Here is a 17,243-nt window from a genome sequence, read left to right on the forward strand (position 1 = left end):
GCGCGGCGGTATACTGTACATAAACACAGTATTCGTCATGCCGCCACGCTCCCCCACACCAGCCCCCGCCGCCGCGCCGCGCATGCCGGCGCAGGATGCAACGCCGCCCGCCGCGGTTGCCGCTGGGCGTGATGCGATGCACGCCCCCGAGCCGGCCGCCTATGTCGTCGCCGTGCGCGCCCTGTGCGATTTCACGGCGCGGCGGGGCGATCTGGATCTGCGGTTCACGCCCTCGCCGTCCGCGCAGGAAGGCCAGGCGGGACACGCGTTCGTCACTGGACGGCGGGCCGCGGACTACCAGGCCGAGATCCCGTTGGCCGGCACCCATGGGCCGTTGCGGGTGCGCGGCCGCGCCGACGGCTACGACCCCGGCCGCAATCGCGTGGAAGAGATCAAGACGCATCGCGGCAACGTCGAACGCATCGCGCCGAACCACCGGGCCGTGCACTGGGCGCAGGCCAAGGTCTACGGCCATTTGCTGTGCCAGGATCGTGGCCTGTCCGGCCTGGATGTCGCGTTGGTGTATTTCGACATCGCCACCCAGCAGGAGACCGTGCTCGTCGAGTCGTACACCGCGCGGGAATTGCGCGATTTCTTCGTCGGGCAATGCACATGCTTCCTGGCCTGGGCGCGCCGGGAGATCGCCCACCGCCAGGCGCGCGACGCGGCAATGGCGGCCTTGCGGTTTCCGCTGGGCCCGTTCCGCGCCGGACAGCGCGACCTGGCCAAGGCGGTGTTTCGCGCGGCGCGCGATGCGAAATGCGTGCTCGCGCAGGCGCCGACGGGCATCGGCAAGACCATGGCCACGCTTTTTCCCATGCTGAAGGCCTGTGCCGATACGCTGGACAAGGTGTTCTTTCTTTGCGCCAAGACCGCCGGCCGCCAGGCGGCGCTCGATGCGCTGGGCCGCCTGCGCCAGGACATGCCGGGCTTGCCCCTGCGCACGCTGGAACTGGTGGCGCGCGACCAGGCCTGCGAGCATCCGGACAAAGCCTGCCATGGCGACTCCTGCCCCTTGGCGCGGGGCTTCCACGATCGCTTGCCGGCGGCCCGCGCCGAGGCGGTGGCGCGGTACGCCATGGACCGCGCCACCGTTCGGGCCGCCGCGTTGGCGCACGGGGTCTGCCCGTATTTCCTGAGCCAGGAACTGGTGCGCTGGAGCGATGTGGTGGTGGGCGACTACAACTACTACTTCGATACCAGCGCGATGCTGTATGCCCTGACCATGGCGAACCAGTGGCGCGTCGGCCTGCTGGTGGACGAAGCCCACAACATGCTGGAGCGCGCGCGGCGCATGTACACCGCGAACCTGAGCCTGGATGCCATGGCCCTGGCGCGGCGCGCGTCGCCGGCGGTGCTGCGCAAGCCGCTGGATGCGCTGCGGCGCCTGTGCGGCCAGATGCTCAAGCAGCAGGTGCCGGCCTACGCCGCACACGAATCCATCCCGCCGCCGCTGCTGGCGCAATTGCAGCAGACGGCGGCCGCGCTGTCGGCGTATTTCGCGGAGCAGGGCGGCGAGGCGCCCGAGCCGCTGCTGCGTTTTTACTTCGACGTGCTGGCCTTCTCGCGGCTGGCGGAAAGCTTCGGCGAGCACTCCCTCTTCGATATCACGCGTGAAGCGGGGCCGGCGGGCCGGCCTATGCAGGGCACCCTGTGCATCCGCAACGTCGTGCCGGCGCCGTTCGTCGCGCCGCGGGTGGCAGCCGCGCACGGCGCCGTGCTGTTTTCCGCGACGCTGAACCCGATGGGCTTTTATCGCGACACGCTGGGCCTGCCGCGCGATTGCCGGTGGCTGGATGTGCCAGGGCCGTTCCGCGCGGAACAGCTGGCCGTGCACCTGGTGGGCCATGTATCCACGCGGTACCGCGACCGGGAAGCATCCATATCGGCCATCGTGGACATCATGGCGCAGGCGTACCGCAGGCAGCCCGGCAACTATCTTTGCTTTGCCAGCAGCTTCGACTATGCGGGACGCCTGGCCCGCGACGTCCGCGCCCGCTTTCCGCACCTGCCCGTGTGGGAACAGGCCGCCGGCATGGACGTAATGCACCGCGACGCCTTCCTGGCGCGTTTCGCGCCCGGCGGCCACGGCCTGGGCTTCGCCGTGCTGGGCGGTGTATTCGGCGAAGGCGTGGACCTTCCCGGCGACCGACTGATCGGCGCCTTCATCGTCACGCTCGGGCTGCCGCAGGTCAATCCCGTCAATGAACAGATGATGCAGCGCATGCAGGCCCGCTTCGGCAACGGTTTCGACTACACCTACTTGTACCCGGGGCTGCAGAAAGTGGTGCAGGCGGCGGGACGCGTCATCCGCACGGAGACCGACCAGGGCAGCGTGTATCTGATCGACGACCGGTTCCGCCGCGCAAAGGTGCGCGCGCTGTTGCCGGCGTGGTGGCGGCCTGAAGTGTCAGGAAAACTGACGGAACGGCAGGATTAATCGATATCGGCGCGGTCCGCGTCTGCGTAAGATCCTCATCGTCATTCAACGATACGAAGCGGGAGCGCGCATGAACGCCGAGAGCTGGAAGGCCATGGATTCCTACCTTGAAGACATACTGTGCCTGCGAGATCCCCGCCTGGACGCTGCCCTGGCCAGGTGCGAGCAGGCGGGCCTGCCGCCGCATGGCGTGGCGCTGAACCAGGGCAGGATGCTGCAGATTTTTGCACGGATGGCGGGTGCGCGCCGCATCCTGGAGATCGGTACGTTGGGGGGCTATAGCGCCATCTGCATGGCCGATGCCCTGCCGCAAGGCGGCAAGCTGGTGTCGCTGGAAAGCAACCTCCGGTATGCCGAGGTCGCGCGCGAGAACATCCGCGTGGCGGGGCTGAGCCAGGTCGTGGACGTCGTGGTCGGCGACGCCGGCGCGACGCTGGACGGCATGGTGGCTTCGCGCGTGCCGCCGTTCGACCTGATCTTCATCGACGCCGACAAGAAGGACAATCCGCGCTATATGGCCGCGGCGCTGGCGCTGTCCCGGGACGGCACCGTCATTGTCGGCGACAACATCATCCGTGGCGGGCGCCTGATGGACGAGGCCGGCCGCGCCCAGCCCGACGTCCTGGGTACCCGCGCTTTCCTGGCCGACATGGCGCGCGACCTGCGGCTGACCTGCACGGCGCTGCAGACGGTGGGTGCGAAAGGATGGGATGGTTTTTCGCTGGCCATCGTGTCGAAGCCGGCCTGACCGCGGGCACACGTCCTGCACGGCGGCGCGGACAACCTCCGGCCAGGCGGCGCCCCGACATACCGAAGCCCGCGCCGGCCCGGCCGGAATCCGCCAAGTAACCCAGCGCCCTCAGACTTTCGCTTTCGCGCCTGGCACCTGCGCCAGTTCGAGAAAGCGCCGCGACAGGCTTGCCAGGTTGTGCTGCAGCCAGTCCGCCATGGCTTGCTCCTGCGGCAGGATGCGCTCGCATACCGCCATTGTTTCCCGATCTCCCACCAGCCGCGCGGCTTCGATCAGGTTCCGGTACGAGGCGATTTCGAAGTGTTCGAACGCGTAGCTCAGCATGCCGCCCTTGACGATTTCATCGCTGGCGAACATGCCCACGGCGCCCTGCATGCCGGCCATGGTCTTGCCTGCCAGGTCCTTCATGACCGACGTGTCGCCGCCGCGGCGTTGGATGCATTCCGCGACAAGCTGCGCCTGGCTGCGCGTCTCTTCGATATGCTGCTCGATCCTGCGCTTCAGGTCCGGATAGTTCTCGATGCGGTTGGCCATCGCGGTCAACATGGTTTCCGCCTGCTGTTCCATGGCGTGGGCGTCGCGCAGCCAATCCATGAAGTGCGATTCCAGAACGTCCCGGTCCATCGTGGTGCCCTCGTTTTCCATCGTCGTCTCCCGTAGGGTTACCGCTCGGCGTTACGCCGGTGTACGCACGCGCACGCTGTAGCAGACCCACGCGTCGGCGCAGGCCGCATACCCGGCGGGCCCTCGCACGCCCGCGTTCCCCGGCGCGGCGACCTCCCTACAACGCAGTGGCAATCCGTACTGAGCCTGCGCTACCCGCCGGCGCGGGACCCAGGGCTGGGCAGGCCCGCGCATCCCGTGCGGCAAGCCGCGCCGCCGCGGCGCCCGGAGCGGGAATGCGCAATGCATTGCTTGCCGCCGTTCCTGGGAGGGCACATCCATGATTCCGTCGAGACGCAATTTCCTGAAGCGCGCCGGCTTCGCGGCGGCCACCGTCGGCACCGTCACCACCGCACCGGCGGCACTCGCGGCGCAGGCGCCGGAGGAGCAAGCCACTTTCATCTTTCTCACGCCGGAAGAGGCTGCCTTCGTGCATGCCGCGGTGGCTCGCCTGATCCCGCAGGACGAGGCCGGCCCGGGCGCATTGGAGGCGGGCGTGCCGAACTATATCGATAAGCAGCTGGGCGGCGCGTGGGGCGCCGGCGAAAGGCTGTACCGCGGCGGCCCGTGGCGGCAAGGCGCGCCCACGCAGGGGTACCAGCTGCCGTTCACGCCGGCCGAGTTGTTCCGCAATGCCTGCCGCGCGCTGCGCGATGAGGCCGCGAAGGGCGGGACGCCCTTCGAAAAACGCCCTCCCGCGGAACAGGATGCCTACCTGCGCGACTTGCAGGAGAGCACGCGGGACCTCAACGGCGTGCCCGCCAACGTGTTCTTCGAGTCGCTGTGGGCGCTGACCGTGGAAGGCTTCCTGAGCGATCCTGTCTATGGCGGCAACAAGGACATGGTGTCGTGGAAGATGATCGGTTTTCCGGGGGCCTATGCCACCTACTACGACCTGGTCGACCAGCATGGCATCGATTTTCACCGGGCGCCCATGAGCCTGGCCGAGGACGGCCGCGGCGTCATCCATGTCCATCCGGAAGTGTCGGCCTCCGCCGGCAACGCGATGGCCGGCACGACGTCCATGCCGGGCCATGCGCCCGCCGATACACCGCCCGCGGCCGGCCAGGGGCCCGCGCAATCCCAGGGAGGGCGCTGACATGGCTACCAAACTACCGGAAACGGACGCAGTGCTCATCGGTGTCGGCCTCGTCGGCACCATGCTGGGACGGGAATTGACGCGGGCCGGCCTGCGCGTGGTCGGCCTGGAGCGCGGCGAACCGCGCTCTACCGTGCCGGATTTCCAGGGACCGCATATGCATGACGAACTGCGCTATTCCGTGCGCAAGGCGCTTATGCAGGACAACACCAAGGAAGCCGTCACCTTCCGCAATAGCATCCGGGAGGAGGCCCTGCCCATACGGCGCTGGGAGAGCTTTCTTCCGGGCACCGGCCTGGGCGGCGCGGCGGTGCATTGGAACGGGCAAACGTATCGCTTCCAGGATACCGACCTACGCATGCGTACTCTGACCACCCAACGCTACGGCGCGAAGTTCACGGCGGAGGACCTGTTCGTGCAGGATTGGGGCGTCGACGCCGCGACGCTGGAGCCTTACTACGACCGCTTTGAATATCTGCTGGGCGTCAGCGGCAAGGCCGGCAACCTGAAGTCGGGCAAGGTGGAGGGCGGCAATCCCTTCGAGGACCCGCGTGCCCGGGATTACCCCACGCCACCCATGAAGGAGCCTTATGGCTCGGCCATGTTCAGGAAGGCCGCGTCCGGCCTGGGATACCATCCGTATCCGCAGCCGTCGGCGAACCTGAGCCAGCCCTACACCAACCCGGAAGGCATGACGCTGAACACCTGCATGTTTTGCGGGTTCTGCGAGCGCTACGGCTGCGAGCACTTCGCCAAGGCGTCGCCGCAGACGATACTGCTGCCGGTGCTGCTGAAGGACAAGAACTTCGAGCTGCGCACGCAGTGCCAGGTGTTGCGCATCAACGTGGCGAGCGACGGCAAGCGCGCCACCGGCGTGACCTACGTCGATGCGGCGGGCCGCGAGTTCGAACAGCCGGCGCAGTTGGTCATCCTGGGCGGGTTCGCGCTGAACAACGTCAGGATGCTGCTGCTGTCGCGCATCGGCGAACCCTACGATCCCGTATCGGGAAAAGGCGTGGTCGGGCGCGGCTATGCCTACCAGACCATGAGCGCGGTTCAGATCTTCTACGACACCAGCGTCAATATCAATCCGTATATGCGGTCCGGCGCCTGCGGTACGGTGGTGTCCGATTTCGTTTCGGACAACTTCGATCATGGGCCGCATGGTTTCGTCGGCGGCGCCTATATCGGCGAAATCATGAGCCATGGGCGGCCCATCGAGTTCCATCCGACGCCGGTCGGCACGCCCAGCTGGGGGTCGGAATGGAAAAAGGCAGTCATCCGCCACTACAACCACACCTCCGTGCTCAATGTCCATGGCAGTTCCGTGTCCTGCCGGGCGAACTACCTGGACCTGGACCCGACCTATCGCGATGCCTGGGGGCTGCCGCTGTTGCGCATGACCTTCGATTTCCACGAAAACGATCTGAAGATGTCGCGCTTCCTGACCGATCGCGCGCTGGAAATCGGCAAGGCCATGGGCGGCAAGCAGGTGCATGGCGGGGCGCGGGAGCGCCCTTATACCGTGACGCAGTACCAGACGACCCACAATACGGGCGGCACGGTGATGGGCGAGGACAGGTCGACCAGCGTGGTCAACCGCTATCTGCAAAGCTGGGACCTGCACAACCTTTTCGTGATCGGCGCCTCGAATTTCCCGCAGAACGCCTCCTACAACCCCACCGGTACCGTTGGCGCGCTGGCCTATTGGGCCGCCGATGCCATCGTGTCGCGCTATCTGAAATCGCCGGCTCCGCTGATGAATGCCTGAGGTGGCCCATGAACATTCCAGTTTCCTTATCGAGAGCCGTACTGCCGCTGGCGATAGCCTGTGCATGCGCGCCGGCTTGCGCGCAGACCGCTGCGGGGAGCACCGCGACTGGCGCGGGCGATGCCGGCGCGGGGCAGCGTATCGCCACCAGCGGCAACCCGGGCAAGGGTGTGATCGCCTGCGTGACCTGTCATGGCGCGCAGGGCGAGGGCAATGCAGCCAGCGGCTTTCCGCGCCTGGCGGGCCAATCGGCCGGCTATATGCAGGCGCAGCTGGACAGCTACGCCGACGGCCGCCGGCAGAATCCCATCATGGCGCCTATCGCCAAGGGCCTGGCGCAGGACGAGCGCGCCGCCGTGTCGGCTTACTACGCCGACATGGGAACCGCGGGCGCCGCGGCGGCGGGTGGTAACGCGGCGGCGGCCGGCACGCCGGCCGCAAGCGCAACCCCTGTGGGAGGCGCCGCGCCCGCGCTGGCGCCGGATGCGCACAAGCGCGGCGAGACGCTGTTCATGTTGGGCGACGACGCCCTGCGCGTGCAGGGCTGCGTCAATTGCCACGGCCCCGGCGGGGCTGGCGAGCCGCCCACCTATCCTTACCTGGCGGGGCAGCACGCCGGCTACCTGGCCGCGGCGCTGCGCGAGTTCAAGAGCGGCACGCGCAGCAACGATCCCACGGGGCAAATGCCCTACATCGCCCAACAGCTTGGCGACGCGGACATCGAGGCCGTCGCCGCCTACCTGGCGCAATTGCCGCCGCCCGCGCGCTACGACGCCGACACGGCGGCGATCCGCGATCGCGCCGTCAAGGGCGCCGCCCAGGCTTCGCCCAGCCAGGCCGGGCCCACCGCGCCCCGAGGCGTGGGCGCCGAGCAGGGCGCACCGCTTACCGGCGGCGCTCAGGGTCCGGGCGGGGGAGGCGGCGGATCGGGCACGGGGCCGTCCGGTAGCGGAACGGGCCGCTGAAGGTCCGCGGCGACGTGGCTCACGATCAGGTCGACCAGGAAAGGCCAAAGCGCCGGCGGCAGGTCGTGTCCCATCCCTGGGACGATGTGCAGGTCTGCCCCAGGGATGGCACGCGCCAGCGCCTTGCCGGCGGCCATCGGCAGCATGCGGTCCTTTTCTCCATGGATGACCTGGGTGGGGCTGCGTATGCAACCGCAGAAGGGGCGCAGGTCGCCCGTGCCGAGCACGGCCATCAATTGGCGGCGCACCCCCGCGGCATCGAAGCCCCTGTGGGCCATGCTGTCCACGACCTGGTCCAGCTCCGCCTCGGGAACGGGATAGCGCCGCGTGCCCAGCGCGCGCAGCATCCCTTTCGCGTGCGCCTTCTGCCGCGGCATGGCGGCGTCAGGGGGCGGGCCGCGCAGCATCTTCCATAGCAGAGCGGGCGAAGTCGGTGGCAGCAAGGGCTGATTGGTGCTGGAGAACAGTAGCGTCAGGGTAGCGACGCGGTCCGGCTGGGTCGCGGCAAGGACCTGTCCGATCATGCCGCCCATGGAGGCCCCGACGACATGGGCGCGTTGCAGATGCAGCGCATCCATCAGCATGGCGGTATCGCGGGCCATATCCACCAGCGAGTAGGGCACGCGCGACGCCCGGCCGAACTGCGCCCGCAGCATCAGGCGCCACAGCGAAGGCCCGCGTGTGTCCGCTTGCACCCGGTCCGAAAGGCCGACGTCCCGGTTATCGAAGCGGATCATGCGCAGGCCCGCCTTCACCAGTTCCCGGCAGAACGCGTCGGGCCACAGTACCATCTGCGCCCCCAGGCCCATGATCATCAGCAGCACGGGCGAGGCGGGATCGCCCCAGTCCTCATAGGCAAGCCGCAGGATGCCCGCGCGAGCCATGCCGCGCTTGATGGCGATGTCGTCCGGTCCCCGTTCCGTTTGCGCGTACATGCCGATGCCTCGATTCCGCCGATGGACCGCCGCCGCGTGCAAATCACATGCCCCGGCGCTGCAGGGGGGCGCGATCGCGCGTGTACGGGACCATGGGCGGCGCTTTTTGGCGGAGCCCACCCGCCCGAGGCCCTGACGGAGCACAGCCCTAGCCCGTGCATGCCCGGCTGGCGATGGCCCGCCAGGCGGCCAGATACGGCCATATACGGCCACAAGCAGCCTTCAGCCTTTCGGCTCGTAGCCCAGCGTCTTCATCGCGGCGGCCACGGACTGCGGCCGGTAGTCCGCCCAGGGGGCGTTGCCGGCATCCAGGCGGGTGTGGGCGTTGCTGATCGTCCACTGCGCGCTGCTGTTGAGTTCCGGCAGCTCGTCCCAGGCGATGGGCACCGAGATACCCAGGCCGGGGCGGGCGCGCGCCGACCACGCGGCCACCGTCGTCGCGCCAAAGCCGTTGCGCAGGTAGTCCGGGTAGATTTTGCCCACCCGATTCTTGGGGCCGCTTTTCGCCACGAACATCTGGGGCAGTGTCCGGGCCAGGTGGCGGACGATGGCCTCGGAAAACCCCTTGATGGCGTCCCAGCCGTATTGCTTGCGCAGCGGGACCACCACATGCAGGCCCTTGCCGCCGCTGGTCTTCAGCCAGCACTGCATGCCCAGCTCCCGCAACAGCACGCGCACCAGTCCGGCCGCCTGCTGCATGGCCGGCCATTTCACGCCGTCGCCGGGATCCAGATCGAAGAGCATGCGATCGGGCTTGTCGATCGCGCTCTTGACGGCATTCCAGGTATGGAATTCGACCACATTCATCTGCGCGGCCGACATGATGGCCACGTCGGAAGGCACTTCCAGCAGCGACGGGTGGCCCGGGTCCAGCCGCTGCGGCAGCGCCTTGACGCCCGGCATGGCGGCTTCCAGGTGCTTCTGGAAGAACAAGGGTTCCTGTATGCCGCCCGGCGCGCGCACCAGCGATACGGGCCTGCCTTTCAGGTGGTCCAGCAGCAGCGGCGCGACCAGGCCGTAGTAGCGGGCGAGATCGAGCTTGGTGAGTCCGGTGGACGGATCGATGACGCGATCCGGATTGGAGAGGCGGCCTGGCTTTTCTTTCACCGTGGCAGCCTTCTTCGCCTTGGCTTGCCGCGAGGGGGCCTGGAGGGGTGGCGTTTCCGCATCGCTGCCCGCGGCGGCGGCGACGGCCTCGGCGGGTACCGGCGCTTCGCGGGTAATGGCGCGCGCCGGCTTGTCCGTGCGCAGGCCGCGGAACACGGAATGCCGTATGTGGCCCGACTGTGTCCATTCACCGAACGAGACTTCGGCCACCAGCTCGGGCTTGACCCAATGCGCGCGGCGCGGCATATCGGCCTGGTGGGGCAGGGGCCGTTCCTCGATCTCGATGGCCTGCAGCTTCTTCGCCATCTCGTTCAGCCCGCGCGTATCGAAACCGGTACCCACCTTGCCGGCATAGCGCAAGCCGCCTTTTTCATCATGCACCGCCACCAGCAGCGCACCCAGGCCCGTGCGGCTGCCGGCAGGATCGGTATATCCGACGATGACGAACTCCTGTCGCCGTGCGCATTTGATCTTGAGCCAGCTATCCGAGCGCCGCGACACGTAGCCGGCGTTCCGGCGTTTGGCGATGATCCCTTCCAGCCCCATCTTGCAGGCGGATTGCACCAGCTCCTGCGGGGCCGCGTCGAAGGCCGCGCTGAAACGCACGGGGCCGTCCGGCGCGGCGCCGAGCAACTGCTCCAGCAGCGCGCGACGCGTCGTCAGCGGTTCCTCGCGCAGGTCTCGGCCCGCCACGAAAGGAAGGTCGAAGGCATAGAAAACGATGTCGCCCGTCCGCTCGCCTTCGAAGGCATTCTGCAGCGCCTGGAAGCTGGGCGCGCCGTTGTCGGCCAGGACGACGATCTCGCCGTCGATCCAGGTTCCCGGCACCTTCAGCTTGCCCAGCACCTGGACCAGGTGCGGCATCTTGCGGCTCCAGTCGTGGCCATTGCGCGTGTAGAGGCGCGGCCCGTCCTCGTCCAGGCGGGCCAGGATGCGGTAGCCGTCGAACTTCACCTCGTAGATCCAGTCGGCCACATTGGGCGGCACGCCATCGACCAGCGTGGCGAGCTGCGGCTTCAAGGTGGCGGGTACTGCACGCGCCACGCCCGGCAGTTTGTGCGCCGGACCATCCTCTTCGGTCTTCCCGGCCTTCTCGGTCTTCCCGGTCTTCGCGGTCTTCCCGGTCTTCGGCGCCTTCCCGGCCGTGCCCGTGTCCGCGGCACGGGCCAGCGCCTTCTTGCGCTGCGCACGCAGCGGCACCACGCTGTCGGGCATTTCGTCGACCACGCTGAATTCCTGTTCCGGGCGGGCGAATTCATCGCGGTCCTTGATCAGGAGCCACGGCGGCTGACGCTCGTTTTCCTTGCCATGCAGCCGTACCAGCGCCCAGCGGCCCTGCATCTTCGCGCCCATGAGGTCGAATTTCAGGTGGCCATCCCGATACCCCTTGCGCGGATCGCCCACCGGCTGCCAGGTACCTTCATCCCAGATGATGACCTTGCCCGCGCCGTACTGGCCTTTCGGAATCTCGCCTTCGAACTGGTTGTAGGCGATGGGATGGTCTTCCACCTGGACCGCCATGCGCTTGATGGCGGGGTCGTAGCTGGGGCCCTTGGGCACCGCCCAGCTTTTCATGGCGCCATCCAGCTCCAGCCTGAAATCGTAGTGCAGCCGCGTGGCCCAGTGCTTCTGGATCACGAAGGCGCGCGCCGCGGCATTGGCCTTGCCGCCACCGGCCGGTTCCGACGTGACGTCGAAATTGCGCTTCTGCCGGTACTTCGCAAGCGTGTCGGCCATGATCAAGCCGCCTTGCGGGTCCGGCTGCCGGATTTACTGGCGGATTTGGCGCTGGACTTCGAGGCGGTTTTCGCGCCGGATTTCGCCTCGGATTTCGTCTTGGCGGCGGCTTTCCTGGGGGCGCTCTTCTTCTCGCCGCCCGTTTTCTCCGCCACCGCCTTGCCGGCACCGTGCCCGCCCTTCAGGCTGCGTTGCAGCAGTTCGGTCAGGTCGATGACGTTATCCCCGCCCATGCTCGGGGCTTCCTCTTGCGGCTCGATCACCGTCTCGGTCTTGCCGGCCTTCACCTTCTGTTCAACCAGCGCCATGATGGCATGCCGGAATTCATCCTTGAAGTCGTCGGGATTCCAGTCGCCCGACATGTCGTCCACCAGCATTTTGGCCATCTTCTGTTCCTGCGGGCTGGCGGCCAGCGCCTTGGCGCCCGCGGCCGGCAGTTCAAGGTCGTCCATGGCCTTCACCTCGTCGCCCCAGCGCATCAGGTTCAGCACCAACGCATCCCCCGTCGGCACCAGGGCGGCCAGGTGCTGCTTGGTCTGGATCACGACCTTGGCGATGCCGACCTTGCCGGTCTTGGCCAGCGTATCGCGCAACAGCGCATACACCTTCTGGCCCTTGTTGATGGGAGCGACGTAATAGGGGCGCTCCAGGTAAACGAAGGGCAGTTGATCGGCCGGCACGAAGCGCTGGATCTCGATGGTCTGCGTCGTGCGCGGATAGGCCTCGGCGATCTCCTCGGGCGAAATGATGACGTACTGGCCGTCTTCGTACGCCACGCCCTTGACGATGTTCTCGCGATCTATCTCGCGGCCGGTGCGCTTGTTGATGCGCTTGTAGCCCACCGGGTCCATGGTGCGCTTGTCCAGCCAGTCGAAATCCACGCCGGAGTCGACGGCGGCGGTATGCAATCCGACCGGGATATTGACCAGGCCGAACGAGATCGCGCCTTTCCAGATCGTTCTAGTGGACGAGGCCATGGCAGCTCCTGTTTTCATGGCGCACGCGCCAGGCCGCCTGCGCCGTTTACTCAGGCGTAGCAACTACCATGCCAGATGTATCGCGTCACACGGCCAGCCATTGCGAGACGACGGCGTCGTTGGCCATCAACTCCGCCGGGTTGCCTTGGAAGACGATGCGGCCGTGTCCCATCACGCAGACGCGTGTCGCGACCTTGAGCGCGATGGTCAGCTTTTGTTCCACCAGCAGCACCGATACGCCCTTGCGCTGCATATCCGCGATGCATTCGCCGACCTGGCTGACGATGCGGGGCGCCAGGCCTTCCGTGGGCTCGTCGATCAAAATCACCAGCGGGTTTCCGAGCAGCGAGCGGCAGATGGTCAGCATCTGCTGCTCGCCGCCGGACAGGCTGCCGGCCTTGGTATCGCGCCGCTCCTTCAGCCGCGGGAAATAGTCAAACATCTGCGCGATCGTCCAGCGAGGCGCGCCAGCGACGGGCGGCTGCTCGCCCATGCGCAGGTTTTCATCGACGGTAAGGTTGGCGAAGATCTCGCGCTCTTCCGGCACGTAGGCGATGCCCGCCCGGCAAATGGCGTAGGGGCGTGCGCCGGCCAGGTCGCGGCCGCGCAGCCGGATACAGCCGGACGCGGGCGCCACCAATCCCATGATGGTCTTCATGGTGGTCGAGCGTCCCGAGCCGTTGCGGCCCACCAGGCTGACCACTTCGTTCGGCGCCACGCGCAGGTTCACGCCGTGCAGCACGTGGCTTTTGCCGTAGCGCGCGTGCAGGTCTTCGACGTCCAGCAGGGGCGTTTCCATCTCGTTCATGCCGCCACCTCGTTGCCCAGATACGCTTCGCGCACGCGCGCGTTGGCGCGGATGGCCTCGGGCGTGCCCGTGGCGATGACCTCCCCATAGACCAGGACGCTGATGCGGTCGCTCAGCGCGAACACGACGTCCATGTCGTGTTCCACGATCAGCAGGGTGCGTCCCGCGGTCGCTTCCCGGATCAGCTGCGCCGTGTATGCCGTTTCTTCATGGGACATGCCGGCCATGGGTTCGTCCAGCAGCACGAGGCGCGGATCGGACGCCAGGGTCATCGCGATCTCCAGCGAGCGCTGGTCCGAATACGCCATCTCTCCGGCTATGGCCGATGCCTTGGCCGTTAGGCGCACCAGTTCCAGCAGCCGTTCCGTTTCGTCCCGGATGCGCCGGTCCCGGTCGATGAATTTCCAGAACACGTATTGCGTGCCGTGCGCGCGCATCACGGCCAGCCGGATGTTCTCGAAGGTGCTCAGCCGGGGAAAGATATTGGTGATCTGGAAGGAACGCGCCAGGCCCAGGCGGTTGATGGCTTGCGGCGAGCGGCCGCCGATCTCCCGGCCCTCGAAACGGATGCTGCCGGACGTCGGTGCCAGCTGTCCGGACACCAGGTGAAAGACGGTGGACTTGCCCGCGCCGTTGGGGCCGATCAGGGCATGCCGTTCCCCCTGGCGCACCTGCAGGTCCACGCCCCGTATGATCTCCGTCATGCCGAAGGACTTGCGCAGGCCGCCGAGGCTCAGGATCGGTTCGTTCATACCATCTCCTTCCCATGCTGCCGGTCCGCGGGCGCTGGTGTCGGGCGGCGCGGCCGATGGACCAGACCGACCAGGCCGGCGGGCATGAACATCATGACCAGCACGAAGAGGATGCCCTGGTACAACAACCAGGCGCGGCTCAGGTCCGAAAGCGCATAGCCGAAGAAGGTCATCAGCGAGGCGCCGAAGGCCGGACCGAGGAAGACCTGGATACCGCCGATATAGGTATTGAGGACCGCGGCGGCCGACAGGGCCGGGTCGAAGACGACGTAGTTGGCCGACTCGTTGGACAGTACCTGCAGTCCGCCCGCCATGCCGGAGAACATCGCGGAGATGGCGAATACCAAGGTGCGCAGTCCATGGACGTTGTAGCCCAGGAATCCGAGGCGATGGCTGTTTTCGCGCAGGCCCAGCGTCAGCCTGCCCAATGGCGTGCGCGTGTACAGGTAAAGCAGTGCCATGGCCAGCAGCACCCAGGCGAGGGTCAGGTAGTACACCTGCGTGGTCGAGCCGAAGTCCAGCCCCCAGGCCGGCATGCGCATGGTCGAGATCCCCGCTTCGCCGCCGAATGTTCCCTTCAGGTGCGGGGCGAGCGAATGGACGAGTTCGGCGATGGCCAATGTGATCATGGCGAAATAGGTACCGCTGCGCTGGGTGGCGAACCAGCCGGCGATAGCCCCGAAGGCCAGCCCGCCCGCCGCGCCGGCCAGCGGCATCAGCGGGGTGGGCAGCAGGCCGGCGCCGCCCAGGGCGTTCATCGCATGGACGGTGGCGAAGGCGCCGACGCCGAAATAGGCGGCGTGGCCGAAGGACAGCATCCCGGCCTGGCCGCACAGAAGGTTGTATGCGCTGGCGAACAGCGCGGCGATCAGCATCTGCACGGCCGCGTTGAGCAGCCCTTGGGATAGCAGGAAAGGCAGGGCGGCCAGCACGGCGACGCCAGCCAGGCAGCCCAGGAGGTTCTTCTTCATGCCCTACTCCTTCTCGCCCATGAGACCGCCGGGCCGGACCAGCAGGATCACCAGCATGATGGCGAAGGGCAGGGTGGCGGCCAGCCTGGAGAGGCTCAGCGTCATCAGGCCGCCGATCCCGCGCGCCCAGTCTCCCAGCCCGAACCAGGCGAACAGGTCCGCCAGGCTGGCATCCACCGCCACGGCCATCGAGGTGACGATGCCGATCAGCAGCGAGGCCAGCATCGCTCCGACCAGGGATCCCAGGCCGCCGACCACGACCACCACGAAGACCATCACGCCCAGCTCCAGCGCCATGTTGGGATTGGTGGTGTAGAAGGCGCCCGCCACGGCGCCGGCCAGGCCGGCCAGCGCGGCGCCCGCGCCGAAAACCCCCATGAAAACCAGGGGTACGTTATGTCCCAGCGCTTCGGCCATGCGCGGCCGGTGGATGGCCGAGCGCACCACGATGCCGACCCGGGTACGCGTCAGCACCGCGTAGATGACGACGAACATCGCGATCGCGATGCCGCCCATCAGCAGCCGGTAGGCGGGATACTGGCTGCCGCCCAGGCTGAAGGCGGAAAAATCCAGCGACGCGGGCACGCGATAGTCGACGGGATAATTGCCGAAGACCAGCTTGATCGATTCGGTGATGATGAAGGACAGGCCGAAGGTCAGCAGCAGCTCATGGGCATGGCCGTGATGATGCACGCGGCGTAGGAAGTACCGTTCCACCACGACACCGACCAGGCCGACCAGCAGGGGGGAAGCGATCAGCGCGGGCCAGAAGCCGATCGCGCCCTGCAATGCGTAGGCGAAGTAGGCGCCTAGCATGTAGAAGGACGCGTGCGCGAAGTTCAGCACGCCCATCATGCCGAAGATCAGCGTCAGGCCGGCGGACACCATGAAGAGCAGGAGTCCATAGATGACGCCGTTCAGCAGCGAGAAGAGTATGGCTTCCATGGGGAGGCGCGCGCGTATCAGTTGGGCCGTTTCATCTTGCAGCTGGCCTGCGCGGGCGTGGAGGCGTCCTGGGCCGACAGCAGCAGGACGGGCTTGAAGCCCATGTCGGTTCCGTCGACCTTGTACCTGGCATCGCGCGTGACGGTGGAAACCACCATCGGCAGCTGGGCCTGGTGGTCCGACGCGCGCATGCTCATTTCACCCATGGGCGTGGGGATGCGCGCCGTTTCCAGGGCCTTGGCGAACGCGTTGACGTTCAGCGCCCCATTGCTGGCCGGGGTCTGCCGGAGTGCTTCGGCCACCATCTTCATGCCGTAGAAGGTCTGCGGTTCGACGAACACCGGGATGTGTCCCGTCTTGGCCTTGTAGTCGTCGACGAATTGGGCCGCATCGGCGCCGCCGGCCTCGGCGTTGAAGGTGTGCACCACGAAATTGCCGACGGCAAGCTCGCCGGCGTTGGCAAGGTTGCCCGGTTGGTCCAGGTACACGGTGCCATAGCGCGCCTTCAGGCCGGCGGCCTTGGATGCCTTCATCAGCAGGAGCAGGTCGTTGGACCAGTTGCCGGTGATGACCGTATCGGCGCCCGAAGCCGCGATCTTGGCGACGTAGGGGGCGAAGTCCTGGATCCGGTTCACATCATGCAGCGTTTTTTCGACCACCCTGTAGCCGCCCACCTTCTGGTCGTCCACGATGGCTTTCTCCATGTCCTGGCCCCAGGAGTAGTTCTGGTTGATGGCGTAGACCTTGGTCCCCAGGGCGTTGGCCTTTTTCATGCCCTCCACCAGGGATTTCGTACGGACATCGGCATTGCCGGCGAAGCGGAAATGGTAGAAGTTGCATTTCTCGCCGGTGAGCTCCAAGGCTTCGGCGCCGACGTTGATATAGACCATCTCCTTGCCGGGATTGCGCAGGTTGTACTTGCGCACGTCCTCGGTGATCTGCCCGCCGATGGCCGACGATGCGCCCTGCACGACGATCTGCACGCCGTCGGCGGCGGCTCCCTTCAGCTTGTCCGCCGCGCCCGCGGGCCCGCCCTGGTTGTCGTATTCCAGCAGTTGCACCGGTTCGCCGTTCCATCCTCCGGCCGCGTTGACCTGGTCGATGGCGTAGCGCACCGCCGACCGGTACGCCTGCCCGGTCGAGGCCTGCGGGCCGGAAAGGGTCTCCACCAGGCCGATCTTGACGGGCGCGGCCGAAGCGGGCATGGCGGCGCAAGCACCCAGCGCGGAAGCGATGGCGATGGCCTGAATGTCGAGCTTGTGCATGGTTGTCTCCTTGTTTTTAAGTGGAAATGCGGTGGCGGCGGGGCGCCGCCCGGGCGA

General features: G+C 67.1%; 13 protein-coding genes and 1 pseudogene. 5 read left to right on the forward strand and 9 right to left on the reverse strand.

What is annotated here, in order from left to right; translation table 11 throughout:
- Positions 1 to 136 precede the first annotated feature (136 nt).
- Positions 137 to 2,440 (forward strand): ATP-dependent DNA helicase, encoded by a 2,304-nt coding sequence (locus tag AKI39_RS06645; RefSeq protein ID WP_066633906.1) that lies wholly within the window; start codon positions 137 to 139, stop codon positions 2,438 to 2,440.
- A gap of 70 nt (positions 2,441 to 2,510) precedes the next feature.
- Positions 2,511 to 3,188, forward strand: a complete 678-nt coding sequence (locus tag AKI39_RS06650) for an O-methyltransferase (RefSeq protein ID WP_066633908.1) — start codon at positions 2,511 to 2,513, stop codon at positions 3,186 to 3,188.
- A gap of 111 nt (positions 3,189 to 3,299) precedes the next feature.
- Here the strand turns inward: AKI39_RS06650 and AKI39_RS06655 are convergent, their stop codons facing one another.
- Complete coding sequence (locus AKI39_RS06655; RefSeq protein ID WP_235610761.1) at positions 3,300 to 3,836, reverse strand: ferritin-like domain-containing protein; 537 nt, start codon at positions 3,834 to 3,836, stop codon at positions 3,300 to 3,302.
- Positions 3,837 to 4,134: 298 nt separating this feature from the next.
- Between AKI39_RS06655 and AKI39_RS06660 the strand changes: the two genes are divergently transcribed.
- The 3 genes from AKI39_RS06660 to AKI39_RS25715 are packed head-to-tail and all read left to right on the forward strand — an operon-like array spanning position 4,135 to position 7,689.
- On the forward strand, positions 4,135 to 4,953 hold the full coding sequence (locus AKI39_RS06660) for a gluconate 2-dehydrogenase subunit 3 family protein (protein WP_066633911.1): 819 nt from the start codon (positions 4,135 to 4,137) through the stop codon (positions 4,951 to 4,953).
- 1 nt (position 4,954) lies between these two features.
- Positions 4,955 to 6,724: a GMC family oxidoreductase gene (locus AKI39_RS06665; protein ID WP_066633912.1), complete on the forward strand. Its 1,770-nt coding sequence runs from the start codon at positions 4,955 to 4,957 to the stop codon at positions 6,722 to 6,724.
- Between the two features lie 8 nt (positions 6,725 to 6,732).
- Entirely contained in the window at positions 6,733 to 7,689 is a 957-nt protein-coding gene (locus tag AKI39_RS25715) for a c-type cytochrome (RefSeq protein ID WP_083228665.1), read from the forward strand.
- Here the strand turns inward: AKI39_RS25715 and AKI39_RS06675 are convergent.
- The 8 genes and pseudogenes from AKI39_RS06675 to AKI39_RS06710 form a co-directional block, all read right to left on the reverse strand.
- Positions 7,623 to 8,624, reverse strand: coding sequence for an alpha/beta fold hydrolase (locus tag AKI39_RS06675; protein ID WP_066633915.1), 1,002 nt, complete (start codon positions 8,622 to 8,624; stop codon positions 7,623 to 7,625). The two genes, AKI39_RS25715 and AKI39_RS06675, sit on opposite strands and share 67 nt — an antisense overlap.
- A 222-nt stretch (positions 8,625 to 8,846) precedes the next feature.
- Complete coding sequence (gene ligD, locus AKI39_RS06680; RefSeq protein ID WP_066633918.1) at positions 8,847 to 11,468, reverse strand: DNA ligase D; 2,622 nt, start codon at positions 11,466 to 11,468, stop codon at positions 8,847 to 8,849.
- A 2-nt stretch (positions 11,469 to 11,470) separates the two neighbouring features.
- Complete coding sequence (gene ku, locus AKI39_RS06685) at positions 11,471 to 12,445, reverse strand: non-homologous end joining protein Ku (protein WP_066633920.1); 975 nt, start codon at positions 12,443 to 12,445, stop codon at positions 11,471 to 11,473.
- 85 nt (positions 12,446 to 12,530) lie between these two features.
- The gene (locus tag AKI39_RS06690; protein ID WP_066633922.1) at positions 12,531 to 13,253 is read right to left on the reverse strand and encodes an ABC transporter ATP-binding protein; all 723 of its coding nucleotides are present in this window, start codon (positions 13,251 to 13,253) and stop codon (positions 12,531 to 12,533) included.
- Entirely contained in the window at positions 13,250 to 14,005 is a 756-nt protein-coding gene (locus AKI39_RS06695) for an ABC transporter ATP-binding protein (RefSeq protein ID WP_066633923.1), read from the reverse strand. The genes AKI39_RS06690 and AKI39_RS06695 overlap by 4 nt, the downstream gene beginning before the upstream one ends.
- A 59-nt stretch (positions 14,006 to 14,064) precedes the next feature.
- Positions 14,065 to 14,976, reverse strand: a pseudogene (locus tag AKI39_RS06700) (branched-chain amino acid ABC transporter permease); the annotation flags it as partial.
- A 3-nt stretch (positions 14,977 to 14,979) separates the two neighbouring features.
- The gene (locus AKI39_RS06705; RefSeq protein ID WP_066633925.1) at positions 14,980 to 15,921 is read right to left on the reverse strand and encodes a branched-chain amino acid ABC transporter permease; all 942 of its coding nucleotides are present in this window, start codon (positions 15,919 to 15,921) and stop codon (positions 14,980 to 14,982) included.
- Between the two features lie 17 nt (positions 15,922 to 15,938).
- Positions 15,939 to 17,186 (reverse strand): branched-chain amino acid ABC transporter substrate-binding protein, encoded by a 1,248-nt coding sequence (locus AKI39_RS06710; protein ID WP_066633926.1) that lies wholly within the window; start codon positions 17,184 to 17,186, stop codon positions 15,939 to 15,941.
- Positions 17,187 to 17,243 lie beyond the last annotated feature (57 nt).

It is taken from the genome of Bordetella sp. H567 (genome assembly GCF_001704295.1).
Classification (GTDB): domain Bacteria; phylum Pseudomonadota; class Gammaproteobacteria; order Burkholderiales; family Burkholderiaceae_B; genus Bordetella_C.